Source organism: Novosphingobium colocasiae (assembly GCF_014652555.1).
Taxonomy (GTDB): Bacteria; Pseudomonadota; Alphaproteobacteria; order Sphingomonadales; family Sphingomonadaceae; genus Novosphingobium; species Novosphingobium colocasiae.
Window position 1 is genome coordinate 14,334 of sequence record NZ_BMZA01000018.1, and the last position, 25,386, is coordinate 39,719.

The 25,386-nt window shown below is 66.9% G+C and carries 17 protein-coding genes; 12 read left to right on the forward strand and 5 right to left on the reverse strand.

Going from position 1 to position 25,386, the window contains the following annotated elements; all coding sequences use genetic code 11:
* The first annotated feature begins 217 nt into the window (after positions 1-217).
* The 8 genes from ahcY (at position 218) to trxA (ending at position 13,217) form a co-directional block, all read left to right on the forward strand.
* Positions 218-1,627, forward strand: coding sequence for an adenosylhomocysteinase (gene ahcY / locus IE122_RS16080; RefSeq protein WP_189622272.1), 1,410 nt, complete (start codon positions 218-220; stop codon positions 1,625-1,627).
* A gap of 88 nt (positions 1,628-1,715) precedes the next feature.
* Entirely contained in the window at positions 1,716-4,082 is a 2,367-nt protein-coding gene (locus IE122_RS16085; protein ID WP_189622273.1) for a sensor histidine kinase, read from the forward strand.
* Positions 4,079-4,537, forward strand: coding sequence for a tRNA (adenosine(37)-N6)-threonylcarbamoyltransferase complex ATPase subunit type 1 TsaE (gene tsaE, locus IE122_RS16090; RefSeq protein WP_189622274.1), 459 nt, complete (start codon positions 4,079-4,081; stop codon positions 4,535-4,537). Before IE122_RS16085 ends, tsaE begins: the two co-directional genes overlap by 4 nt.
* Positions 4,537-5,535 (forward strand): aminoglycoside phosphotransferase family protein, encoded by a 999-nt coding sequence (locus tag IE122_RS16095; protein WP_189622275.1) that lies wholly within the window; start codon positions 4,537-4,539, stop codon positions 5,533-5,535. Before tsaE ends, IE122_RS16095 begins: the two co-directional genes overlap by 1 nt.
* The gene (locus tag IE122_RS16100; RefSeq protein ID WP_189622276.1) at positions 5,532-6,287 is read left to right on the forward strand and encodes a nucleotidyltransferase family protein; all 756 of its coding nucleotides are present in this window, start codon (positions 5,532-5,534) and stop codon (positions 6,285-6,287) included. The genes IE122_RS16095 and IE122_RS16100 overlap by 4 nt, the downstream gene beginning before the upstream one ends.
* A complete protein-coding gene (gene addB / locus IE122_RS16105) occupies positions 6,280-9,291 on the forward strand; it encodes a double-strand break repair protein AddB (protein WP_189622277.1) in 3,012 nt (1,003 codons plus the stop codon). Before IE122_RS16100 ends, addB begins: the two co-directional genes overlap by 8 nt.
* Complete coding sequence (addA, locus tag IE122_RS16110; protein ID WP_189622278.1) at positions 9,288-12,812, forward strand: double-strand break repair helicase AddA; 3,525 nt, start codon at positions 9,288-9,290, stop codon at positions 12,810-12,812. Before addB ends, addA begins: the two co-directional genes overlap by 4 nt.
* Positions 12,813-12,896: 84 nt before the next feature.
* The gene (gene trxA, locus IE122_RS16115; protein ID WP_189622279.1) at positions 12,897-13,217 is read left to right on the forward strand and encodes a thioredoxin; all 321 of its coding nucleotides are present in this window, start codon (positions 12,897-12,899) and stop codon (positions 13,215-13,217) included.
* A 240-nt stretch (positions 13,218-13,457) separates the two neighbouring features.
* On the opposite strand, the gene IE122_RS16120 is transcribed toward trxA, so the two are convergent.
* The 3 genes from IE122_RS16120 to argJ are packed head-to-tail and all read right to left on the reverse strand — an operon-like array spanning position 13,458 to position 16,119.
* Complete coding sequence (locus tag IE122_RS16120) at positions 13,458-14,270, reverse strand: inositol monophosphatase family protein (protein ID WP_189622280.1); 813 nt, start codon at positions 14,268-14,270, stop codon at positions 13,458-13,460.
* Complete coding sequence (locus IE122_RS16125; RefSeq protein ID WP_189622281.1) at positions 14,267-14,890, reverse strand: glutathione S-transferase family protein; 624 nt, start codon at positions 14,888-14,890, stop codon at positions 14,267-14,269. The genes IE122_RS16120 and IE122_RS16125 overlap by 4 nt, the downstream gene beginning before the upstream one ends.
* A 2-nt stretch (positions 14,891-14,892) precedes the next feature.
* On the reverse strand, positions 14,893-16,119 hold the full coding sequence (gene argJ / locus IE122_RS16130) for a bifunctional glutamate N-acetyltransferase/amino-acid acetyltransferase ArgJ (protein ID WP_189622282.1): 1,227 nt from the start codon (positions 16,117-16,119) through the stop codon (positions 14,893-14,895).
* Positions 16,120-16,224: 105 nt separating this feature from the next.
* On the opposite strand from argJ, the gene IE122_RS16135 reads away from it, so the two are divergent.
* From IE122_RS16135 to IE122_RS16150, 4 genes are all read left to right on the forward strand, one after another.
* Entirely contained in the window at positions 16,225-16,503 is a 279-nt protein-coding gene (locus IE122_RS16135; protein WP_189622283.1) for a hypothetical protein, read from the forward strand.
* Between the two features lie 135 nt (positions 16,504-16,638).
* Positions 16,639-19,377, forward strand: a complete 2,739-nt coding sequence (secA, locus tag IE122_RS16140; protein WP_189622284.1) for a preprotein translocase subunit SecA — start codon at positions 16,639-16,641, stop codon at positions 19,375-19,377.
* Positions 19,378-19,685: 308 nt separating this feature from the next.
* Positions 19,686-22,418 carry an autotransporter family protein gene (locus IE122_RS16145; protein WP_189622285.1) on the forward strand — a complete coding sequence of 911 codons (2,733 nt, stop codon included), beginning with the start codon at positions 19,686-19,688 and terminating at the stop codon, positions 22,416-22,418.
* A gap of 108 nt (positions 22,419-22,526) precedes the next feature.
* Positions 22,527-23,357, forward strand: coding sequence for a DUF2889 domain-containing protein (locus tag IE122_RS16150; RefSeq protein WP_229814295.1), 831 nt, complete (start codon positions 22,527-22,529; stop codon positions 23,355-23,357).
* A gap of 95 nt (positions 23,358-23,452) precedes the next feature.
* Here the strand turns inward: IE122_RS16150 and IE122_RS16155 are convergent, their stop codons facing one another.
* On the reverse strand, positions 23,453-24,199 hold the full coding sequence (locus IE122_RS16155) for a GIY-YIG nuclease family protein (protein ID WP_189622287.1): 747 nt from the start codon (positions 24,197-24,199) through the stop codon (positions 23,453-23,455).
* Positions 24,200-24,211: 12 nt separating this feature from the next.
* Complete coding sequence (locus IE122_RS16160) at positions 24,212-25,384, reverse strand: DNA cytosine methyltransferase (RefSeq protein ID WP_189622288.1); 1,173 nt, start codon at positions 25,382-25,384, stop codon at positions 24,212-24,214.
* Positions 25,385-25,386 lie beyond the last annotated feature (2 nt).

The window sequence follows — 25,386 nt, forward strand, 5'->3', positions numbered from 1 at the left end:
TAGGCGCTGCACGCGATCCGGCAACGCCTTGTGATGCGCGGTATCGGCGATAGTCGCCGCATCGCACGGGAAGGGCATATAAAGCATTCTTTATATTTGCCATCGAAGGCGGGAAACGGTAGGGACGCGGCCAGCATGCGGCACCTGATGTGCCGCCCGGCCCCGGCTGCCTATGCCGGACACCCGGACCAGACCGATCGCAGGAGCTGACATCCCCATGTCCCACGCCGCCACGCTTGAGCACGATTACGCCATCGCCGATATTTCGCTGGCCGATTATGGCCGCACCGAAATCCTGATCGCCGAAACCGAGATGCCGGGCCTGATGGCGCTGCGCGCCGAATTCGGGCCGAGCCAGCCGCTCAAGGGGGCGCGCATCACCGGTTCGCTGCACATGACCATCCAGACCGCCGTACTGATCGAGACGCTGGTGGCGCTGGGCGCGGAAGTGCGCTGGGCGACCTGCAACATCTTCTCCACCCAGGACCACGCCGCGGCCGCCATCGCCGCCAAGGGCATTCCGGTCTATGCGATCAAGGGCGAAAGCCTGGCCGAATATTGGGACTATGTCGGCTCCATCTTCGATTGGGGCGAAGAGCATACCGCCAACATGATCCTCGATGACGGTGGCGATGCCACCATGTTCGCGCTGTGGGGTGCCCGCGTCGAAGCCGGTGAAGCGCTGTTCGAACCTTCGAACGCCGAGGAAATCGAATTCGTCCGCGCGCTCAAGGAATTCCTGAAGCGCAAGCCGGGATACCTGTCGCGCTCGGTCAACGCGATCAAGGGCGTTTCGGAAGAGACCACCACCGGCGTTCACCGGCTGTACCAGATCGCCAAGGACGGCAAGCTGCCGTTCCCGGCGATCAACGTGAACGACAGCGTCACCAAGTCCAAGTTCGACAACCTCTATGGCTGCCGGGAATCGCTGGTCGACGCGATCCGCCGCGCCACCGACGTGATGCTGGCCGGCAAGGTTGCCTGCGTTGCCGGCTTCGGCGATGTCGGCAAGGGCTCCGCCGCTTCGCTGCGCCAGGGCGGCGCGCGGGTGATGGTGACCGAAGTCGATCCGATCTGCGCGCTGCAGGCCGCCATGGAGGGCTACGAAGTGGTCACCATGGAAGAAGCGGTGACCCGCTGCGACATCTTCGTTACCGCCACCGGCAACGAAGGCGTCATCACCGGCGCGCACATGGAGGCGATGAAGGACAAGGCGATCGTCTGCAACATCGGCCACTTCGACAGCGAAATCCAGATCGCGGCACTGTCCAACTATCAGTGGCACGAAGTGAAGCCGGGCACCGACCTGGTGACTTTCCCGGACGGCAAGCAGATCCTGGTCCTCGCCAAGGGCCGTCTGGTGAACCTGGGCTGCGCCACCGGCCACCCCAGCTTCGTGATGTCGTCCAGCTTCACCAACCAGGTGCTGGCGCAGATCGAACTGTTCACGAAGTCGAACGACTATGACAACCGCGTCTACGTCCTGCCCAAGCACCTCGACGAAAAGGTCGCCGCGCTGCATCTTGAAAAGCTGGGCGTGAAGCTGACCAAGCTGTCGGACCGCCAGGCATCGTACATCGGCGTCCCGGTCGAAGGGCCGTTCAAGCCGGACCACTATCGCTACTGATCCAGACCGATAACTTGTGGGGGATTGCGCCGTTGCTGCGCAGTCCCCCCATTGTCTTCGCGCGCACCCACACCCATAGCTGGGCGCGATGAACCCCGATCGTCTTTCCATCCTGCTGATCGGCCTGCTGCTTGCCGCCTGGACGATCGGCGCGGCCTGGGCGGTGCTGTCGGCGCGGGCGCGGCAGGTCAAGGCCGAGGCGCAGATGCGTTCTGCCCGGCGGCTTTCGCGCATGGTCGAGGAATCGCCGGCGCTGCCGCTGCTGGTGCGGGTGGACGGGAGGATCGAGGCGAGCCCGCGATTGGCGTTGTGGCTGGGGCTCGATGCGGTGCCGCAGTTCCTGTCCGAACTCGACAAGGGCAATCGCGGGCTGACGGCGGAATGCCTGGCCGAGCTGACCGAGAATGTGCGGCGCACCCAGAAGACGGCGGCACCGTTCCGCATGGCGGTGACCCCGCGCAACTCCACCCGGGCGCTGGCGCTGCGCGGGCATCTTGCCGATCCGCAGGTGTCGCCCGGCGGCGCGGCGCTCGTATGGGTGTTCGATTTCAGCGAGAGCGAGAGCGAGCTGACCCGCTTGCGCGACGAGGCGGAGCGGGCGCGCGGCGATTTCCATGCGCTGGTCTCGCTGATCGAAGCCGCGCCGATGCCGATGTGGTTCCGCCGCCCGGACGGGGCGTTGCAGCTCGTCAATTCCGCCTATGTCGCGGCGGTGGGCGGGGGCGATGCACAAGGCGTGGTGGCCGCCGGGACCGAACTGGTCGAGGCGATCGAAGGCGTCTCACCGGGGCAGGTGGCGCTGGAGGCGACGCGGCGCGGCGCTCCGGTCGAACGGGTGGTATCGACCACGATCAACGGCCAGCGCCGCACCATGCGCGTCAGCGACCTGCCGCTGGGCGAGGACGGCGTGGCCGGTTATGCGATCGACATCGAGGACATGGAGGAGATGTCCCGCTCGTTCCGGGCCTTCCGCGAGGCGCAGCGGGCATTGCTGGATCAGCTTTCCGCCGGGGTTGCCCAGTTCGATGCGCGGCGGCGGCTGGCGTTTGCCAACCAGCCGTTCCAGCGCCTGTTCCGCCTGACCCCCGCCGACATGAAGGACCCGCCGCTGTTCGAGCGCCTGCTCGATGCTGCGCGCAACCTGGGCCGGGTGCCCGAAGTGCGCGATTTCCCCGCCTGGCGGCGCGAGAAGGCGGCATGGTTCGCCAGCGGATCGACGCAGGAGGAAGCCTGGTCGTTGGCGGACGGCACACATTTGCGCATCGTTGCCCAGCCGCTGCCCGATGGCGGGCTGCTGCTGATCGTCGAGGACCGGACCGAGCAACTGCGCCTGTCGGCGATGCGCGATACGCTGCTGCGCACCCGCACCGCCACGTTCGACAGCCTGTTCGAATCGGTTGCGGTGTTCGCGCCGGACGGGCGGATGCAGTTGTGGAACCGGCGCTTTGCGGCCGACTGGGGCCTTGATGCCGATTTCCTCGATACCCATCCGCACATCGCCGAGCTGCTGCGCAAGATCGCGGTGCGGCTGAAAGTGCCGGCGCAGGCCGAGCAGGTGGGTACGGTCGTGCGCTCCGCCACGCTCGATCGCGCGCAGACCGGCGGGCGCATCGCGCTGGCAGACGGGCGGATGCTGGAATACGCCGGGGTGCCGCTGCCCGACGGCAACGGCCTCTTGGCGGTGCTCGACATCACCGACAGCCAGCGCGCCGAAGAAGCGCTGCGCGAAAGCAACGCGGCGCTCAAGGAAGCCGATGCGATCAAGACCCGGTTCCTCGCCAACATGAGCAAGGAACTGCGCACGCCGCTGACCTCGATCGGCGGTTTTGCGGAACTGCTGCAAACCGGCCTTGGCGGCGAGCTGAACGAGAGCGGGCGCGAATATCTCGGCGCGATCCTGTCCGCCACCGGCCAACTGGGCGAGAATATCGACAGCCTGCTGGACCTTTCGCAAAGCGAGGCGGGCCTGCTGCCGCTGCGCAAGGAAGAGGTCGATCTGATGGACTTCCTGCGCACGGTGGCCGAGGAACGCGCCGAGCGGCTGGCCAAGCGCGGGTTGACGCTGGACTTGCAGGCGGGCGGGGTGCTGCGCCCGGTCATGGCGGACCGGCGGCGGCTGGCCCGCGCTGTGGGCCACCTCATCGATAACGCGATCGATGCCAGCAAGCGCGGCCAGCGGGTGCTGGTCCAGGCCCAGCAGCGCAAGGGTGCGGATGGCGAAGTGACCCAGATCGTGGTGCAGGATCGCGGGGCCGGGATGGACGGGCGCAGCCTCGCCCGCGCGCTCGAAGGCGTGCGGGTCGGCCCGGAAGGCGGGGCGATGCAGACTTCGGCCGAACGCGGGCAGGGGCTGGGCCTGCCGCTGGCGCGCCGGTTGATCGAGGCGCATGGCGGCACGCTCAAGCTCGAATCCGAACCCGGACGCGGCACGGCGGCGCGGATCGAGCTGCCATGACCGGCCCGGCCCGGCGGCTGCCGCTGCCCGATCTGGCGGCGATGGAGCGGCTGGGGCAGGCGATCGCCGCAGCGGTGCAGCCGGGCGATGTCATCGCCCTGTCGGGCAGTCTTGGCGCGGGCAAGACCACGCTGGCGCGGGCGATCATCCGCGCGCTGGGCCATGCGGGCGAAGTGCCTTCCCCCAGTTTTGCGATCATCGAGGTGTACGATCCGCCATCGGTGCGCCTGCCGCTGGTCCACGCCGATTTCTACCGGCTGAAAAGGCCGGAAGAGGTGGAGGAGATCGGCCTTGACGACTATCGCGAGGGTGCGGTGCTGATCGCCGAGTGGCCGGACCATGCCGGCGGTTTCGCGCATGAGGCAGGCTGCCTTGCGATCACGCTGGAATTTGCGGACGAAGGCAGGATCGCCATTGTCGAGGAGGGCTCCCTTTGGCTAGGCCGGATGCCGTGATGACAACGAGTCTCGACATTGTGCCCCCCGCGATCGCGGCGTTTCTGCAGGCGGCCGGCTGGTCCAGCGCGGCAGTGGAGCCGCTGCCGGGCGACGCATCGTTCCGCCGCTATTTCCGGGTCCGCAATACCGACGGCCGCAGCGCCATGCTGATGGACGCGCCCCCGCCGAACGAGGACCCGGGCCCGTTCCTGCGCGCCGCCCGCTGGCTGGATGCCAACGGCATGCGACCGCCGCGCATCCTGGCGGAAAAGCCGGAGCAGGGGCTGGTGCTGCTGGAGGACTTCGGCAACGCACGGATGCGCGATTATCTGGACCAGTGGCCTGACGACGAAGATGCGGTCTATCGCGCCGCTATCGATGCGCTGGTGCAGTTGCACGAGCTGCCGCCGGGGCCGTTCCTCGATTATTCGATGAGCGAATATCTGCGCGAGGCGAAGCTGTTCGTGGACTGGTACTGCACGGCGCAGAACCTCTATGTCGACGGGCCCGGTTTCGTCACCGCCTGGGAACAGGTGCTGGGCGATCTGCTGCCGCGCCAGCGGCCGGGGGTGACCGTGCTGCGCGATTATCACGCCGAGAACATCATGCTGCTGGGTTCGCTTGAAGCGCAGGGGTGGCTGGATTTCCAGGACGCGTTGAACGGGCATCCGGCCTACGACCTCGTCTCGCTGCTGCAGGACGCGCGGCGCGACGTTTCGCCCGAGCTGGAGGTGGCGATGTTCGATCACTACGTCCGCCGGACCGGCACCGATCCCGAGCTGCTGCTCGCCGATTACGCCCGCCTCGGCGCGCAGCGCAACACCAAGATCGTCGGTATCTTCGTGCGGCTGTGGCGGCGCGATGGCAAGGCCCGCTACCTTGATCTCATCCCCCGCGTCTGGGCGCTGCTGGAGCGCGATCTGGCGCATCCGGCGCTGGAGCCGGTGGCGCGCTGGTTCGAGGCGAACATTCCCCACGATCTGCGCGTCAGCGGCGGCGGCAGGTTCCCGTCATGAGCGATGGTCTGACTGAAGCGGCTGCTGTGGCTGCACCGGCACTCGCCAGCGATACCGCGATGGTGCTGGCGGCCGGGCTCGGCAAGCGGATGCGCCCGCTGACCGCGACCCAGCCCAAGCCGCTGGTGCGGGTGGCCGGCAAGTCGCTGGTCGATCACGCGCTCGACAAGCTGGACGCGGCCGGCGTCGCCAAGGCGGTCGTCAATGTCCACTACCTGGCGGATGCGCTGGAAGGCCATTTCAAGGTGCGCCGCCAGGGTCCGGCGGTCACCATCTCGGACGAGCGCGCGCTGCTGCTGGAAACCGGCGGCGGCATGGTGGCGGCGCAGGCGCTGTTGCCCGATCCGTTCTTCTGCCTCAACAGCGACAATATCTGGCTCGATGGTCCGCGCGATGTCTTTGCCGAACTGTCATCGGCGTGGGATGCGGAGCGGATGGACGCGCTGCTGCTGATGGTGCCGCATCCGCGTGCGGTCAGCTATCGCGGCAAGGGCGATTTCCACCTCGACAGCCTGGGCCGCGTGCGGCGGCGGCGCAGCGGGCGAGTGGCCCCGTTCATATTCACCGGCATCCAGCTCGTTTCGCACCGCCTGCTGCGCGATGCGCCCGAAGGGCCGTTTTCCACTAACGTGCTGTGGGATCGCGCGATCGACGAAGGGCGGCTTTACGGGATCTGCCATCAGGGCATCTGGCTGGAAGTGGGCGAACCGTCCGCGATCGCCCCCGCCGAAGCCTGGCTGACCGGTGCCTGACAGTGCTCGCGCCGGCCTGACGGGGCGGCCGCGCGTCTATTCCATCGCCGCCCACCGCGGATTTGCCGATGCCCTGGCGGCGGGGCTTGCCGCGCGCTTTGCCGAACCCGAGCTGGGCCTTGCGCGGTTGACGCTGCTGCTGCCCAGCCGCCGCGCCGCGCGCACGGTGACCGAAGCGTTCGTGCGCACGGCGGGCGACGCGAGGGGCACCGGTTCCGGCCTGCTGCTGCCGCGCATGGCGGTGGTGGGTGACCTTGATCTGGACGAGACGCTGGGGCCGCTGCTCGATCCGCTGGGCGCGGCTGACGTGCCGCCCGCCGCCGATCCGGTCCGCCGCTGGTTGCGGCTGGCGCATTACCTGCGCGAGGTGGAGGGAGAACGCGCCGGCCATGGCCCGGCGGTGCTGCGCCGCGCCTTCGATCTGGGCCGGACGATGGATCGGCTGCTGGTGGAAGGCATCGCCCCGGTCGAGGTGTTTGAAAAAGCGCTGGGGGTGATCGACGAGGTGGCCGGGCACTGGCGCGCCAACACCCGCACCTTCCTCATGGTGCAGCAACTGTGGCTGGCCGAACTGGCCGCGCGGGGAGAGACTGACGCGGCCGACCGGCGCAACCGCCTGTTCGATCACGCCGCGCAAGGCTGGCGCGAGGCCCCGCCGCAATCGCCGGTGGTTGCCGCCGGGGTGACCAGCGCATCGCCGGCGCTGGCGCGGCTACTGCGGGTGGTGAGCGAACTGCCGCAGGGCCGTGTGGTGCTGCCCGATCTCGACCTGTCGCTCGATGACGCGGTGTGGGAGGAACTGGGCACCGCCGGCGCGCCCGCCACGCCCGACGGTCCCCCGTTCGGCAAGCACGACGCGGTGACGCACCCGCAGTATCACCTCAAGCTGCTGCTCCACCGCATGGGGGTGGCGCGCGGCGAAGTGCGCGCCTGGCATCGCTCGGGGATGACCGCCGCCCCGCCCGAGCGCAGCCATGCGATCTCGAACCTGTTCCTGCCCCCGCAGGCTTCGGCTGCCTGGGCCAATCTGCCGGCGCGGGCGCGGCGGCTGGCCGGGGTGCGGCTGATGGAAACGGCGCACCCGGCGATGGAAGCGCAGGCGATCGCGGTGCTGATCCGGCAGGCGTTGGAAGTGCCCGAGCGGCGGGTGGCGCTGGTCACGCCTGACCGTGCGCTGGCGGCGCGGGTCGTCGCGCACCTGAAGCGCTGGGACATCGTGGCGGACGATACCGCCGGACAGCCGCTGGGGCAGAGCGCGGCGGGGCGGCTGTTTCTGCTGCTGGCGCAAGTCATGGCCGAACAGGCCGCGCCGGTGCCGCTGATCGCGCTGCTGACGCATCCGCTGGCGAACGGTGGCGGCGATCGGGCTGACTGGCTGGATCATGCCCGTATTCTGGACCGTGCGCTGCGCGGGCCGCGACCGGGCATCGGGCTGGAGCCCTTGCGGGCGCTGGTACAGCAGCGCGGGATCGGCGGGTGGTGGGAACGGGTGGAAGCGATCCTGTCGCCGCTGTTTTCGCTTTCGGCGGACGAACCGCTCGACCGGCTGGTGGCGCTGCTGGCCGAAGCGGTCGAGGCGCTGGCCGGGGAGGGGGCGTGGGCCCGCGCCGATGGCCGCGCGCTCGCCGCTTTCGTGGAGGAATTGCGTGCCGCCGCAGCGGACGCCGGGACGCTGATCGCCCCACGTGATGCCCACGCGGTGCTGCGCGATGCGATGGAGCGGCAGGCGGTGCGGCCACCGTGGGGCGGGCATCCGCGCGTGGCGGTCTACGGCCTGCTCGAAGCGCGGATGAGCCGGGCCGATCTCGTCATCTGTGGCGGGCTGGTAGAGGGCAAGTGGCCGGGAGCGCCCGCCGTCGAGCCGTTGCTGCCGCCGCCGGTGCTGCGCGCGCTGGGGGTGCCGGGCGGCGATTTCCGCATCGGTCTGGCCGCGCACGATCTGGCAGGAGCGCTGGGTGCCCCCGAAGTCGTGCTCAGCTATGCGCAGCGCGATGAGGGCGCGCCGGTCAACCCGTCGCGCTTCGTCATGCGGGTGCGGGCGATGCTGGGTGACCAGATCGATCGGCATCTGGAAACCGAAGCGCCGCGCCTGGCCGCGCTGTTGCGCAGCGCTCCCCAAGCCCCCGTTTACCGACGCCCGCAGCCCCGGCCCACCCCGGAACAGCGGCGCGTGGCGGTTTCGGTTACCGGGCTTGATCGGCTGCGCGGCGATCCGTTCCAGTTCTATGCCGGCTCGATTCTGCGGCTGGCCCGACTCGATTCGCTGGACGCCGAGCCGAGCGCGGCGTGGAAGGGCGATGTCGCGCACCTGATTCTGCAACGCTGGCACGATGCCGGCGAGCCCGAAGGCGGGTTGCCCGCTATCGCCCAGACGGTGTTCGACGAGAAGAGCGCCCACCCGTTGATGCGCGCGCTGTGGCGGCCGCGCCTGATCGCGGCGTTCGATACGTTCGATGCGCTGGTGCGGGCGGGCAAGGCCGAAGGCCGTGCGCCGGTGCTGTGGGAGGCCAAGGGCGACATGCTGCGCAAGGGCGTGCGCATCCACGGGCGGGCCGATCGCATCGACCGGCTGGCCGACGGCAGCCTGGCGATCGTCGATTACAAGACCGGCAAACCCCCTTCGCGCAAGCGCGTGGAGGAAGGCTTCGCGCTGCAACTGGGCGTGCTGGGGCTGATCGCCGAAGGCGGCGGCTTTGCGGACGCGCATGGCGATGTGACGGGGTTCGAATACTGGTCGTTCGGCAAGAGCGGCGAGACGCTGGGCTATGTCGATTATCCGGTGAAGGTGAAGGGCAAGCGTTCCGGCCTCGATCCTGAGGACTTCCTGCCGGAAACCGCGCGGTTCCTCGACCACGCGCTCGATACCTGGATTCTGGGCGACGCGCCGTTCACCGCCCGGCTCAACCCCGATCTGGCGAACTACGGCGATTACGATCAGTTGATGCGGCTGGACGAATGGATCGCCACCCTGGGCGCTGCCGATGGCACGGAGGACGCGGCATGAGCGGCAAGGCGGGCGTCCATCCCTTGCGCGGCAACCAGTTGGCGGCGGTCGATCCGCGCGAGACGGTGTGGCTTTCGGCTTCGGCCGGGACGGGCAAGACGCAAGTGCTGTCCTCGCGCGTGCTGCGGCTTTTGCTGCAGGACGATGTCGGCCCATCGCAGATCCTGTGCCTGACGTTCACCAAGGCCGGGGCCACCGAAATGGCGGCGCGGATCAACGATACGCTGGCGCAATGGGTGCGCCTGCCGGAAACCGAGCTTGGCCAGTGGCTGGAGGCGATCGGGGCGGACAGCGGCCCGGCCACGCGGGCGCGGGCGCGCACGCTGTTCGCCTCGGTGCTCGATTGCCCGGGCGGCGGCTTGCGGATCGATACGATCCACGCCTTTTCGCAGTGGCTGCTGGCGACCTTCCCGGAAGAGGCGGAGCTGATCCCCGGTGCTCGGCCGATGGAGGATCGCGAGCGGGTGCTGCTGGCGCGGCAGGTGCTGGCCGACCTGCTGGCAGCGGCGGAGGACGATCCGTTGGGTGATCCGTCGCTGCTGCAGGCGGTGGCCGAGCTGTCGCTGCGCTATGGCCCCGAAGCGGTTGAAGGGTACCTGCTGCGCTGCGCTTCAGCGCGGGAGGCGTGGTTCGGGCGCGGCAGTTGGCAGGCGGCGGATATGCGCAGCCACGTTTTGCGGCTGCTGGGCCTGCCCGCCGATGCCGGGCCGGACACACTGGCCGCCTTGTGCGCTGACGACGCATTCGATGTTCGCTCGCTGCGGCGGTGCATGGACGTCAACCACCAGTGGGGCACCAAGACCGGGCTGGCGGCCGTTGACGCGATCAGCGAATGGCTGCTGGGCACCCCGGCACAGCGGGCGGCGGGGATCGGGGCGCTGGCGGGCGTATTCCTCACCGCCAAGGGCGAGCCGAAGGCCAGCACGGCGCAGACCAAGCTCGATCCGGGCTATCCCGATGACTGCGCGCGGGTGATCGAGGCGATCAGGCGCGTCGATGCCATGGCCGCGCTGCTCGGCCTGGCGGAGCGGTTGGTGCCGGCGCTGCGGCTGGGCCGCGCCTTCGCGCTGGCCTGGGAAGAGGCCAAGCTGCGCGAGGGGCTAATCGATTTCGACGACCAGATCCGCCGCGCCGCTGCGTTGCTGGCGGACAAGGACCAGTCGGCCTGGATCCGCTACAAGCTGGACCGCCAGTTCGATCATATCCTGGTGGACGAGGCGCAGGACACCAACCGGGCGCAGTGGGACATCATCCTTGCCATGGCCGAGGAGTTCTGGGCCGGGCTCGGCCAGCACGAACAGGGCCGCTTCGGCCCGGCCTTGCGCACGCTGTTCGTGGTCGGCGATTACAAGCAGGCGATCTTCCGCTTTCAGGGCACCAGCCCGGAAAACTTCGCCGCCGCCGGCCGGCTGGTGCGCAAGGCGATGGACGATGCGGCGCGCAACGCCGAACAGCAGCGTGTGCCCGATGCCCCGCGCGGCTTGCGCGACCTTGGGCTGGAACAGAGCTTCCGCACCGCCAGCGACGTGCTGCACTTCGTCGATGCCGCGATCGCTGCGATCGGCCACGCCGGGTTCGGGCTGGATACGCCGCCCGATCCGCACAAGGGCCAGCCGCGCCCCGGGTATGTCGCGCTGTGGCGTCCGGTTCCCGCGTTGGCGGAGGACGAGGGGGATGATGAGGGCGGCGAGGGCGGCGACGAGGAGGGCACCACCGCCACTTGGCTGTCGCGCTCCGATCGCCGGATGGCGGAGAAGATCGCCCGGCAAGTGGCCGAATGGCTCGACCCGACGGGGCCGGGCTTCGCCCTCCACAAGGGCGGCGTGCGCCGGGCCGGGGCGGGTGATATCATGGTGCTGGTGCGCCAGCGCAAGGAACTGGCGGCGCTGATCGTCGCCCGGCTGCATGCGATGCGGGTGCCGGTGGCGGGGGTCGACCGGTTGCGGCTGGGCGCGCCGCTGGCGGTCAAGGATCTGGTTGCCGCGCTGCGCTTTGCCGTGCAGCCGCTGGACGATCTGACGCTGGCTGCGCTGCTGGTCTCGCCGCTGGTCGGCTGGACGCAGGAGCAACTGCTCGAACACGCATGGCGGGGCGCTAACGTCCGATTGTGGGAGCACTTGCGCAGCCGTTCGGGTGAGCCGCTGGTGGGTGCCGCGCTGGACCGGCTGGGCGATCTTCTGGCGCGTGCCGATTACGATACGCCGCAGGCCTTGCTGCACTGGCTGCTGGTGGGGCCGTGGGACGGGCGGCGGCGCCTGGTCGCCCGGCTGGGCCGGGAAGCCAACGATCCGATCGATGAATTGCTGAACGCCGCCCAAGCCTATGTCCAGACCGATTCCCCTAGCCTGGCGGGCTTCCTCGCCTGGTTCGACGCCGGTGATGGCGAACTGAAGCGCGAGCCGGACAACGCCGCCGGGCTGGTCCGGGTGATGACCGCGCACGGCTCCAAGGGGCTGCAGGCACCGATCGTGATCCTGGCCGATGCTTGCGGCGACCCGGAAAGCGCGCGGGACCGGGGGATCGATCTGGATGATCCCGACACCCCGGACCGCCGCATCCCGCTGCCGCCGCTGGCCAAGGCCGAAAAGCAGGGCCGCATTGCTGCTATGATCGAGGCCAACCGCGCAGGCGACGAGCAGGAGCACTGGCGGCTGCTCTATGTCGCGATGACCCGGGCCGAGGAGGCGCTGTTCGTCGGCGGGGCGCTGAACCGCCGGGCCAAGGACGGCCCGCCGCCGAAAAGCTGGTACGCGCAGTTGCTGCGGCTGTTTCCCGAAGGCGCGGCGCTGGCCGATCCGATCTGGGGCGAGCGCCATGAAACCGGAACCCCGCCGCAGCCATTGCCCGCGGTGCGAAGTTCGCCGCAGCTTCCTTTCGATGAACCGCTGCCGCCGTGGCTGGACCGTGCGCCCCCCGCCGAGCCGCGCCCGCCGCGCCCGCTCGCCCCTTCTGCGCTGGGCGAGGAGGACGAAGCGCCGGACCCGCCGTTTCCGCCCGGTGCCGGCAGCGATGCGGCGCGGCGCGGGACGCTGGTTCACCGGCTGCTCGAACGCCTGCCCGATATCGCAGTGCCGCTGCGGTTGGAGGCAGCCGGGCGCTGGCTGGCGCGCCATGCCGGCGACCTGGGCGAGGCTGACCGCGCGCGACTGGTGCACGATGCGCTGGCGGTGCTGGAGCACCCGGACTGGGCGGACCTGTTCGCCCCCGGCAGTCTGGCCGAAGTGCCGGTGGCGGCGGTGGTGGGCGGACAGGTGGTGGCCGGGGTGATCGACCGGCTGGTGATCGAGCCGGATCGCGTGCGGCTTGTCGATTACAAGACCGCCCGCCGCCCGCCCGCTGATCTGGCCGGAGTGCCGCGCCCGATCCTGCGCCAGATGGCCGCTTACGCCGCCGCGCTCGAAGCGACCTTTCCGGGGCGCACCGTGGAGGTGGCGCTGCTCTACACCGCGACGCCCCGCCTGATCGCGCTGCCAGAAGCGGTTTTGGCCCCGCTCAAGGCGGGCTTGGGCGCGGTGGAGTAAAGCTATTGCCGCACAGGCGTTGCGTGCCGGCGTTTCTTCCCTAGATTGTGCCCCAAGATTGAAAAGTTCACGGAGATTGAGACCATGTCGACCATTGCCGTCACCGATGCCAGCTTCGAAGACGACGTCCTCAAGTCCGACAAGCCGGTGCTCGTCGATTTCTGGGCCGACTGGTGCGGCCCGTGCAAGATGATCGGCCCGGCGCTGGAAGAAATCAGCGAGGAACTGGCGGACAAGGTGACCATCGCCAAGATGGATATCATGCAGAACACCGACATCCCCGGCCAGATCGGCGTCAAGTCGATCCCGCTGATGGTGCTGTTCAAGGACGGCAAGCCGGTGGCGCAGAAGCTGGGTGCGGCGCCCAAGAGCGCGCTCAAGGGCTGGATCGAAGGGGCGCTGTAAGCTTCCTTTCCGACGCCACGCAAAGCCCCGCTGGTATGAACCGGCGGGGTTTTTGTTGCGTACCCCTCTATTTTCGTCATTCCCGCGCACGCGGGAACCCATCTCTCGCCGTCGCAAATTGCTCCAATGGTTGCTGGGCGGGCAACGGACAGGCCGGGAGCGATCGATATGAGGTCGCCTGCGCGGCACGTTCACCAGCTGGGTTCCCGCGTTCGCGGGAATGACGAAAGCAGAAGATGTTCAACCGCCCATCACCGCCAGCCTTGCGGCAAGATCATCGAACAGCGCCGGGCTTGCCGCGCCGATCAGGCCGCGGCGGTCGTATTCGTCCACGCGATAGGGGCTGCCGTCGGGGCGGGCGGCGCGGCCGCCGGCTTCGTTGAGGAACAGCGCACCGGCGGCATGGTCCCACGGCAGCGTCCGTTCGAAGATCGACACGTCGTTCGTTCCCAGCACCAGCCGGGGATACTGCTCGGCGGCGCAGCGCGGGATATCGACCAAAGTGTAGTGCGGGGCGATGCGCGCACGCACCGCTTCGCGGTGGGCCGGGTCCATGAATATCATCGATATCGCTGCCACGGGCGGCGTTGTGCCGGTGGTGCGCGCGTTGATCCGCTCGTCGTCGATCCATGCCCCTTGGCCGGCGGCGGCGTGGCAGAAGCGTCCGGTCAGGCAGTCGAGGATCCAGCCGCCCAGGATCGTGCCCTGATCGGCCAAGGCCACCAGCACGCCGAACGGCGGCTGGCCGGCGGCGAAGTTGTTCGTGCCGTCAAGCGGATCGACGATCCAGCACAGCCGGTCCTTCAGCGCCGCCATCACGCCGGGGTCGGCGTCCACCGCTTCCTCGCCCACCACCGCCGCTTCGGGGAGCAGGGCGGCCAGCCGATCGGTCAGGATCGCCTCGCTCTCCCGATCGGCGACTGTCACGACGTCGTCCGCCGCCTTGGCGAACACCTCGTTCGCCGCCAGCGAGCGATAGCGCGGCAGGATCGCGGTCTCGCTCGCCCCGCGCATGATCGCCTCGACCGATGCGGTAAGCGCCGGGCCGATCACGTCAGCGGGATCATGACGTTGGCGGCGTAGCCGGGGCGGTCTTTCAACTGGCCGTACCAGTCTGCCAGCCGGGGGAACTCCGGCTTGTCGAACGGCAGGTGGAACCAGGTGTTGATGTAGACCCCCATCGGCACGTCGGCCACGCCGAACTCGCCGCCTGACAGCCACAGGGTGCGAGTGAGCTGTTCCTCCAGGATCGCGAGCTGGCGGGCGCAGCGGTCAACATCGCGGGCGATCGCCGCCACGTCCCACTCCTCGCGCGGGGTACGGGCCATCGAGAGGAACGGCAGCCTCTGGCAATCGGCATACGTGAACTGCCAGTCCATCCAGCGATCGGCCAGCGCGCGATCGATGGGATCGTGCGGAAACCAGCGCGGGCCACCGTATTCGGCCGCCATATAGCGCAGGATCGCGTTCGATTCCCACAGCACCAGCTTGCCGTCTTCGATCGTGGGGACCAGGCGGTTCGGGTTCATCGCCAGATATTCGTCGGTATAGCCGAACTGCCCGCCGATATCGTGGCGGACATAGGCCAGCCCCAGCTCTTCGGCGAACCACGCCACTTTCTTGACGTTGTGGGAGTTGAGCCGCCCCCAGATGGTGAATGCAGGGCCTGCCATGGTCAGCTCCGGTAATCCGCGTTGATCGAGATGTACCCGTGCGTGAGATCGCAGGTCCACACCGTGGCCCGGCCTTGCCCCAGCCCCAGGTCGACCGCGATGTCGATGTCCTGGCCCTTGAGGTGGGCGGCAACCGGGGCCTCGTCGTAATCGGCGAGCGGCAGGCCTTCGCGGGCGCACCACACGCCGCCGAAGCCGATCGACAGGCGGTCGCGGTCAGCCGGTTCGCCGGCCTTGCCGACTGCCATGACCACGCGGCCCCAGTTGGCATCCTCGCCGGCGATGGCGGTCTTGACCAGCGGCGAATTGGCGATGGCAAGGCCGACGCGGTGCGCGCTTTCGTCCGAGACCGCGCCGGTAACGCTGACGGCGATGAACTTGCTCGCCCCTTCGCCATCGCGCACCACAAGATGGGCAAGCTGGCGGCAGACGTCCTCTATCGCGGCGGCAAAAGCATCGGCACCGGCGCTGTCGAACGAGGCGAGGGGGGCGTTGCCGGCCTTGCCGGTGGCGAAGGCCAGCACAGTATCACTGGTGGAAGTGTCGCTATCGACGGTGATGCACGAGAACGTGCGGCGGTTGGCGGCAGACAGGCATTCCTGCAGGAACGCGGATTCCACCGCTGCATCGGTGAACAGGTAGCCCAGCATCGTCGCCATGTCCGGCGCGATCATGCCTGAACCCTTGATGATGGCGCTGATGGTGATGCGGGTATCGCCGATCATCGCGGTGGCAGTGGCCCCCTTGGCGAAGGTATCGGTGGTGGAAATGGTCTCAGCCGCCTGTTCCCAGGAACAGGGCGCGGCGGACAGCGCGGCGGCCACGCCTTCGCGCGCCTTGTCCTTGGGCAGCGGCATGCCGATGACCCCGGTGGAGGAGACGAACACCTGCTCCCGCGCGCAGCCGAGGTGGGCGGCGACCTGGTCCATGATCTGTTCCACCGCCTCGCGGCCGCGATAGCCGGTGAAGGCGTTGGAGTTGCCGGCATTCACCACCAGCGCGCGCGCCATGCCGCCCGCCACGTTTGCGCGCCCCAGTTCCACTTCGCTCGAACAGCACACGTTGCGGGTGAACACGCCTGCGACCGCCGTGCCTTTCGCCAGTTCCACATAGGTCAGATCGCAGCGGCCCCAGTCCTTGTAGCCCGCGCGCACGACGCGCAGCGTGACCCCGGCGATGGCGGGGAGGTTAGGGAAAGGCCGGGCGAGCGGGGATACGGTGTCGGACATGGCGCAAGCGGTTAGCGCATGGCGGGGGCAGGTCAAGCGGTCGCAGTGGACGATGAAGCGGTTGTGGCAGTGGACAGCGGGCAAGGTCCATCCTATCTGCGTGCGATGGCCCATCGCCTGCTTCTGACCCTGTTCGCCCTGTTGACGGGCCTTGCCGCGCAAATCGGCCCGGTCGAAGCGTGCGTCCGGCAGCCGCAAAGCGTGGCGGTCGCACCGCTGCTCGAAGCGACTGCCCCCCGCGCTCCGCGTGCGCCGGTGGCGCTGGCGCGGCTTCCCGAGCCGGGGCTGCGCAATGCCCGGCTGATGGCATTGCCCCGCCCGGCACAGCAGTTCGCCTTGCCCCGCGTCGGCTTTCGTCCCGGGATAGAGCGCGCGCACGAATAGGCCGAAACAGGCCCGCCGGTTTTCCGGCCGCGCGCGACGCAACCGTTGCGCGCATCCTCACGTTATCCCGTCCGGCGCGAGCGCGCAGCGCAGCGACCGGCCTTTTCAGCACCAGATTGTCAGGAATTCCCCGCCATGCTCGGCGCCCTCGTAAAATCCCTCCTCGGCTCGTCGAACGAGCGTTATGTCAAGTCGCTCGGCAAGATAGTCGATCAGATCAACGGTCTCGAATCGCAGATCGAGGCGCTGTCCGACGAAGAGCTTCAGGCGCAGACGCCGCGCCTGCGCGCGCTGCTCGACAAGGGCCACAGTCTGGACGACATCCTGCCCGAAGCGTTCGCGACGGTGCGCGAGGCTTCGCGCCGGGTGTTCGGCATGCGCCACTTCGACGTGCAGATGATCGGCGGCATCGTCCTCCACCGCGGCGAGATCGCCGAGATGCGCACGGGTGAGGGCAAGACCCTCGTCGCCACCACCGCTACGTACCTGAACGCGCTGGAGGGCAAGGGCGTCCACGTCGTCACCGTCAACGATTACCTCGCCAAGCGCGATGCCGAGCATATGGGCCGGCTGCACAACTTCCTTGGCCTGACCGTGGGCGTGATCGTGCCCAACCTCAACGAGTACGAACGCCGCGATGCCTATGCGGCCGATATCACCTATGGCACGAACAACGAGTTCGGCTTCGATTACCTGCGCGACAACATGAAGCATGAGCGCAGCCAGATGGTGCAGCGCCCCTTCAACTTTGCCATCGTCGACGAAGTGGACTCGATCCTCATCGACGAGGCGCGCACGCCGCTGATTATCTCGGGGCCGACCGACGACAAGTCCGAACTCTATATCGCCGTCGATGCGGTGGTGAAGCAGATCACGCCCGACCTCTACGAGGCGGACGAGAAGACCAAGAACATCACCCTTACCGAAGACGGCGTGGAATGGGTGGAGCGCACGCTGGAAACGGCCGGGCTGCTGGTCGGCTCGAACCTCTACGATGTCGAGAACACCCAGGTCGTCCACCACCTTGACCAGTCGCTGAAGGCGGTGGTGATGTTCAAGCGCGACATCGATTATATCGTCAAGGACGAGAAGGTCGTCATCATCGACGAGTTCACCGGCCGCATGATGGACGGCCGGCGCTGGTCGAACGGCCTTCACCAGGCGGTGGAAGCCAAGGAGGGCGTGCGGATCGAGCCTGAGAACCAGACGCTCGCCTCGATCACCTTCCAGAACTATTTCCGCATGTATCCCAAGCTTTCGGGCATGACCGGTACAGCGGCGACCGAAGCGGCCGAGTTCTACGACATCTACAAGATGAACGTCGTTGAAATCCCGACCAACGTGCCGGTGATGCGGGTGGACGAGGAGGACGAGTTCTACAAGAACACGCTCGACAAGTTCGGGGCCATCGCCAAGCTGATCCGGACCAAGTACGAGACCGGCCAGCCGGTGCTGGTGGGCACGGTTTCGATCGAGAAGTCCGAACTGCTGTCAGACTTCCTGACCAAGGAGGGCGTGAAGCACTCGGTCCTCAACGCCCGCTTCCACGAGATGGAAGCGCATATCGTGGCGCAGGCGGGCCGGCTGGGCGCGGTGACGATCGCCACCAACATGGCCGGGCGCGGCACCGACATCCAGCTTGGCGGCAATGTGGATTTTCGCATCGACGACGAGCTTTCGGAGATGCCCGAAGGCCCCGAACGCGATGCCGCGATCGCCGCTATCCGCGCCGAGGTCGCCGCCGACAAGGCGAAGGTGCTGGCCGCCGGCGGCTTGTGCGTGATCGGCACCGAGCGCCACGAAAGCCGCCGCATCGACAACCAGTTGCGCGGCCGTTCGGGCCGGCAGGGCGATCCGGGGCTGTCGAAGTTCTATCTGTGCCTTGAGGATGACCTGCTGCGCATCTTCGGCCCCGATACGCTGTTCTCCAAGATGATGAACTCCAACCTTGCCGACGGCGAGGCGATCGGTTCGCGCTGGCTGTCGAAGGCGATCGAGACGGCGCAGAAGAAGGTCGAGGCGCGCAACTACGAAGTGCGCAAGCAGGTCGTCGAATACGATGACGTGATGAACGACCAGCGCAAGGTGATCTACGAACAGCGTTCGGACATCATGGATGCCGAAGCGGTGGACGAGGTGGTGGTCGACATGCGCCACGACACGATCAACGTGCTGGTCGCCGATGCCTGCCCCGCCGGCTCCTATCCCGAACACTGGAACGTCGCCGGGCTCAAGGAGAAGGTGCAGGAGATCCTCGCCATCGAACTGCCCATTGAGGCCTGGCTGGAAGAGGACGGCATCGAGCCCGAAATCGTCGAGGAGCGCATCACTGCGCTGGCGGACGGCCACATGGCGCAGAAGATGGGTCAGGACGACCCGGCGATCTGGCGGCAGGTCGAAAAGTCGATCCTGCTCGACCGGCTGGATCATTACTGGAAGGAACACCTCGCCACGCTCGACGCGCTGCGCCAGGTGGTGTTCCTGCGGGCCTATGCCCAGAAGACGCCGATCAACGAATACAAGCAGGAAGCTTTCAGCCTGTTCGAACGGATGCTGGAAACCATCCGCGAGGACGTGACCCGCATCCTGTCGGTCAGCGAACTGCGCATGCCCGAGCCGGCCCAGCTTCCCGAACTGCCCGATTTCCTCACCGGGCACATCGAGCCGCTGACCGGGCTGGAAAATTCGTACGACGGCGATGGGTCGGCGCGGGTGCCGGAACTGTTCGGCAGCTTCGCGGGCAGTCCGCAGGCGGGCGTCGGCTCCGGTGCTGCCGGGGAAGACCCCTATGCCGGCCTGGCGATCAGCCGCAATGCGCCGTGCCCGTGCGGTTCCGGCAACAAGTACAAGCACTGCCACGGCGCGCTCGTCTGACGGGCGAAGACTTCGGAAGCGCTGCAAAAGGCGCGGGCGGATCACACTGCCCGCGCCTTTTTTGTTATCCGGCCCGGCCCGACTTGAACTGAAAATGCGAGTTGTGTGCAGCAGTGGAAATAACGGAAGGCGATGTTTCGTCGATTTACAGCGGATTGTCGCATTTTTACAGGAACTCTCGTGCAGTTCCGTTCTACGTATCCCCTAACGGAAGTTGTCATGATGATGACGACTTTGCTCAGTGTTTAAGCGCTTCACCCGCGTCTATGGCGGGCGTGAAATTGCCAGTACCAACATGAGGGGGTTTTATGTTCCGGAAATTTGCGTCCGCCACGGCTGTGCGGGCCATCGCGGCCAGCACGGTGGCTATGGGGATTGCCCTTGCCGCCGCACCAGCCCATGCCGACACCTTCGACAACGACGGTTTCGAAACCGGTGACGCCACCGGCTGGACGCTGACGGGCGGCTATTGGCACTCCACCGATCCCAGCACCGGCCTGCCGAGCTGGCCGCCGCCAGTGACCGATTACAACGGTCCCGCCACCCAGTGGGAAATCCAGAATGCCGGCAACTTCGATCCCAATACCGGTGCGGCGGTGGTGTTTGCCGGCCAGCATTCGATGCGGCTGAACGATCTGAACAACGACTATTCGATCACCGCCATGTCGCAGAGCGTCAACAACTACCTCGGCAACAAGCTGTACTACTCGTGGAATGCGGTGCTCGAACCCTCGCACGGGGCGACCGACAGTCCCTCGTTCATCATCAAGGTGACCGACAAGACCACCGGCACCACTATCAACTACATCTCGTACAGCGCCTATACCGCGCAGCAGACGACGATCTTCCGCCAGGCCGGCAACTACGTCACCAGCGACTGGAAGGTCGAGGACATCGACATGGTCAACGGCCATGACTACGAGATGATCTTCATCGCGCTCGACTGCCCCTATGGCGGCCACCGCGGCTACGTCTATGTCGACACCTTCGGTAACGCGATTCCGACGCCCAACGCCGACGTCGATTTCGATCCCAATACCGACATCACGCGCGGTTCGGACGTGCTGATCCCGATCGGCGGCACGCACGATATCGATCCTTCCGTGCCGTTCTACACGATCACCGATCTGATCAACCAGGTCGTCAACCCGAACTTCGTCGGCGGCAAGATCCAGTTCGATCAGGACGAATTCGTAATGCCGCTGTCGTTCACGGTTCTGTCGCAGGGCGGCTCGTTCGATCTCAACGGTCGTCGCGGCACGTTCTCCGGCGGGCTGACCGGTACGGGTTCGATCTATGTTTCGGGCCTCGGCGTGCTGAACGTGACGGTTGCGCCGTGGATCATCGATAGCGGTATCACCGTCGATGGTTCGACGCTGCTGATCAACTCCTCGCTCATCACCTCCAATGTCAACGTCATCAACGGCGGCGTGCTGGGCGGGCGGGGCTCGATCGCGGCCGACATTCACATCGGGGCGGGCAGCCGCCTCGCGCCGGGCAACAGCCCCGGCACGCTGGTGGTGGTCGGCGGCGACGTGACGCTGGACGACGCTGCTACTTTCGACGTCGATGTCGACGGCAGAAATTACACCGTTGCCGGCGGCGCGGGCTCGTATGACCGCGTGGTGCTGATGACCGGTGCCACGTTCACCCCAAACGGCATCCTGGCACCCACGCTGCGTGGCATCACTGGCGATGCGACCAATACCTTCACCCCGACCGTCGGCGATACCTTTGCGATTGTCACCGGTGGTACGATCAACGCAGGTGCCTTCGACTCCGTCACCCAGCCCGCCACCGGGCTGGCCGCGAACACCCGCTTCGACGTGCTCTATCGACCGACCTCGGTGGCGCTCGCCGTTACCCCGATCAACATGGCCGCATGGGGCGCGGACAACGGGTGGAGCGGCAACGCGATCCGCGCCGCTGGTGGGCTTTCGGTCCTGCGGCCGACTGCGGGCGCGCGCAGCGGTGCGGGCTACAACCTGTATGACGGCCTCTATGGCCTGACCAGCGACGGTTATGGTGCCGCCTTCTCGCAGTTGAGCGGTGAAATCCACGCCGACGCGCTGCAGGCGGCCCGCGACAGCGCGCGCAGCTTCGGCGGCATCGTCCTGAACCAGGCGATGCGTCCCTGGGGTTGCACGCCCGAGCAGCAGAGCATGGGGCCGTTCTCCGGCGAAACCGCGCCTTCGGGTGAGGAGTGCGGCGTCACCACGTCCAGCAAGGGCGCGACGGTGTGGGGCCAGTTCATCGGCCTGCGCAACAGTGCCGATGCCGATGGCCAGTCGAACGGCTATCGCCAGACCGGGCGCGGGCTGATCGCCGGTGCCAGCGTGATCAACACCAACGGCACCCGCCTCGGCTTCGGCGGCGGCTTCACCGATGGCAAGATCAACGATCGCAACGGCGGCTCGGCCGATTTCGATACGGTGTCGGGCTTTATCTACGGCTCGAAGGCGTTCGGCCCGCTGTCGATCGGCGCGCGCGCCGGCTATGACAAGGCGAGCGTCGATACCACCCGCACTGTCAACCTCACCACCGGCGGGCAGACCAACAAGTCGAGCTATCACGTCGAGACCTGGGGCGCGGCGCTCGAAGCGCAGTACAACCTCGAAGTGGGCAAGCGCACCGTGCTGCGCCCGGTCGCGGGCATCGAATGGGCGCGCAGCTCGGCCGATGGCCTGACTGAAACCGGTTCGGCCACCACCGGCCTCGCCTTCGGCAAGGACAAGTGGACATCGGCCCGCACCAAGCTGGGTGCGGAACTCGCGGTCGGCGTCGGCAACCCGGTCGAGGCGCAAGTGTTCGGCAACTGGAAGCACGAACTCAAGGACCCGACCGCCGTGCGCGTGGCATCGCTGGGGGCGGCCCAGTGGGCGGTGTCGAGCGTGGACGTCGACAAGGACGGTTTCGAAGCCGGCGGACGCCTGTCGATCAAGGCCAGCAATGCCATCCGTTTCGATTTCCAGTACTCGCTGGAACGCAACGGCGGCATCGACAGCAGCCAGGGTCTGGCCGGCGTCGCGGTCAAGTTCTGACCTGACGACGACTGACGTGAACGGGACGGGGTGCGGCAGGGCCGCGCCCCGCTCTGTTGTTGAGGTTGGCTCATTAATTCAGCCGGACGGATTGACGCGCCCGGTCCGGTGGCGCAAGGATCGGCAGCAGCAGGCATCATGCCGCTGCCAGGGAGAACCAAGGTCGTTCCGGATCTGCCCAGACCGCTCAATCCCGATTACGGCAGCGGGACATTCCGTCGCCGCCTGACGTATCGGGTGAAGGCGGGGCCGGGCGGTGTCACGGCGCGGATGCACCTGCTCGACGTGTTCCATGACATGCAGGTGGTCATCCGGGTCGAAGCGGGCAGGGTGGCCGCTGTCGATGGCGCGATGGCCCGTCATCCCAATACCACGTGTCCCGGCGCGATCGCCGCCTTGCAAGACCTCGTCGGCCTGCCGTTGGTCGGCGCGGCGCAGACCCTGCGCCAGGCGGCGATGAGCCGCCATTGCACGCATTTGCGCGATGCCGCCAGTTGGGTGCTTGGCGCGCTGGAGCGGGGCGAGCCGGATTTCATCACCGAATTCGCGATCACCGACGCCGACGCTGCTGACCGACAGCACCTGACGATGACGACCAACGGCGTGGTCCGCCTCGCCCTCGACCTTGAAGCGATGGTCATCACCGCTCCGGCGGCCCTGGCGGGAAGGGCGATGTTCGGGGGCTTCGGCCGCTGGGTCGATGAAACCTATGCCGGGCGGGAGGCGGATGACTGGCGCATGACCCAGATCGCCTTCTTCGTCGCGCGCGGCCGGCGCTGGCGGGTCGACGGCGACCCCGGCATCGCCGTCGGCGTGGAACACTCGCGCGAAGGCGTCTGCCACGCCTTCACCCGCCCCTCGTTCCCCGACGCGCTGAGCATCGTCGGCTTCACCCGGGACTTTTCCGCTGGGCTGCCGCCGGTTGAGGAAGTCGAGTGATGCGGTTGAGGTAGGGGCGCGGAAGGCACCTGGCGGTCGCCCGTCATCGTCAACTGGTTCCAGGATGCATGGTGCCGTTGCGCGAGCGCACAGGGTCAGGAGTCTTCGTCGTCACCTTCCCGCTCCACCGAGGCTGCACCGCCAAGCGCGTTATAGCGGCGCTCAGCTAGCCATTGGAGGCGCTTTGCTTGCGTCAGGAGAACGCGGCGCAAGCCGCCTTGCACCTTCCGCTCTGAGATAACTTGCGCAAGCCGGGAAATGATCAGCGCCCGGCGCGCATTGCGAAAGTCAGGGTGCGACCTGATCGCATAAACCTCTGGTGAGACCACGCAGGCTCGCATCGACGGTGGAAGGGTGAGTGATGTTTTCGCTCGCGGCGGGTCTTTCTCGTTGAGAACGGCATGAAACTCGCTCGCCTCGATGGCGCGGTCGTAGACGATGCGTTCAAGCGCATTCAGCTTATCGATGGCGGCAAGCCATGCATCCCAGCGATCCCCGCTTCGTTCTCGTGGCTTGGAAACTCCCTGTAGGTCGGGAAGGGGCCACACTTCAATTTCATACACCTCGAACGGGTCGAGGACCGACATAGCAACGGCGTCCGTGCGCTGGTTCGTCAGGTGCCGGCGAATGCGTGTCCGAAGCATTTCGTTGGTCTGCCCAACATAGATCGGCTCGCCATCGTAATCGAAGAAGGCGTAAACGCCCCACTTGTAGTTCCCGATCTTTCGTGTGCCACCTGCTGGGTCGCTAAAGTCCGTGTCGAGGAAGCGAGTGAGATTAGTCCGCAGGTCTTCAGTTTCAAACGGCGGAAAGTTAATAGAATCAGGGTCGCGGTCTGGCATACCCGATGGCTATCAGGCGCGACGTTTTCCCGCCATCGCAGAATCTTGCACGGAGGAAATGCCGAGTAACGGCTCAAATAGATTGGTTGCGATGTGGCGAACGACCGGCACAGCGACGCCATCTCCTGTAAGGTGATAGGCTTCATTATAGTTCTTGGGCAGTACGTATTCGTCAGGAAGCCCCATAAGTCGTGCTGTCTCGCGTGCCGAGATTAGGCGAGAGCGGACTGTGTTGCCGTCTATGACAACAATGGTCTGCCGGCTCGACCCGCCACTCGGCGTGCGAAGGCAGCCAGCTATATCGTCGAACCGAACTTCGGCACGTTGAACTTTCACGCCATTCTCGTTCAATCTGGTTCGCCGATACACGCCGCCGACCATCCTGCGCTTGGCGCGTTTAGCGGCTGTCACTTTCGCAAGGTTGATAGGCGACATGAGACTGACAAGTCGCTGAGTTTCGGCATGTGAATGCCAAACTACGCTCGCCGGGTTTTCCTCGATAATGTCGGCGAACGTGGAGTTGCGACGCGGTGGGGTCGGAATGTTCCACCACAGCCAAGAATCTCGGGAAGCCTGGTCCAAGCTATTCGCGGCGCTGCAAAGCCGACGAGTATGAAAAGGCTCAATCGGACCCGGTGCGAGGAGTGCAGGGTCGATTTCAACCTCACGATGGACACCGATCACAAACAGCCGGGGCCGAGACTGGGGCACGAATAGCGAAGCGTCGATTACCAGCGCACCGACGCGATAGCCCGAAGCAGTCAAAGTATGGCAGATGGCTCGGAAGTCTTTGCCATCGTGCGAGGTCAGTGTGCCGCAGACGTTTTCCAGCGCTATGAGTTTGGGCGCGCGGCCATCAGCAATCAGACCCTTGATGACGTTCCAGAAGGGATAGAAGGTCCCCGACCTGTTACCTTGCAGACCTGCGCCGCCACCGGCAAGCGAAAGGTCTTGGCACGGGAATGATCCCCACACGAGATCGGCGCGGCCGGGCAAATCGGCGGGGCGGACAAGGTTGACGTCCCCGACTTTCAGTTCTCCGTCGGTGCCCCAATTCGCTTGATATGAAAGACCTTTTTTGGCGTCAAAGTCATTGGCGAAAACGCAGCGCCAACCATCGCCCAGGCCCGCCCGTGCCATTCCGCCACCTGCGAAGAATTCGTAGAATGTCGGCAGTTCTTGCACGA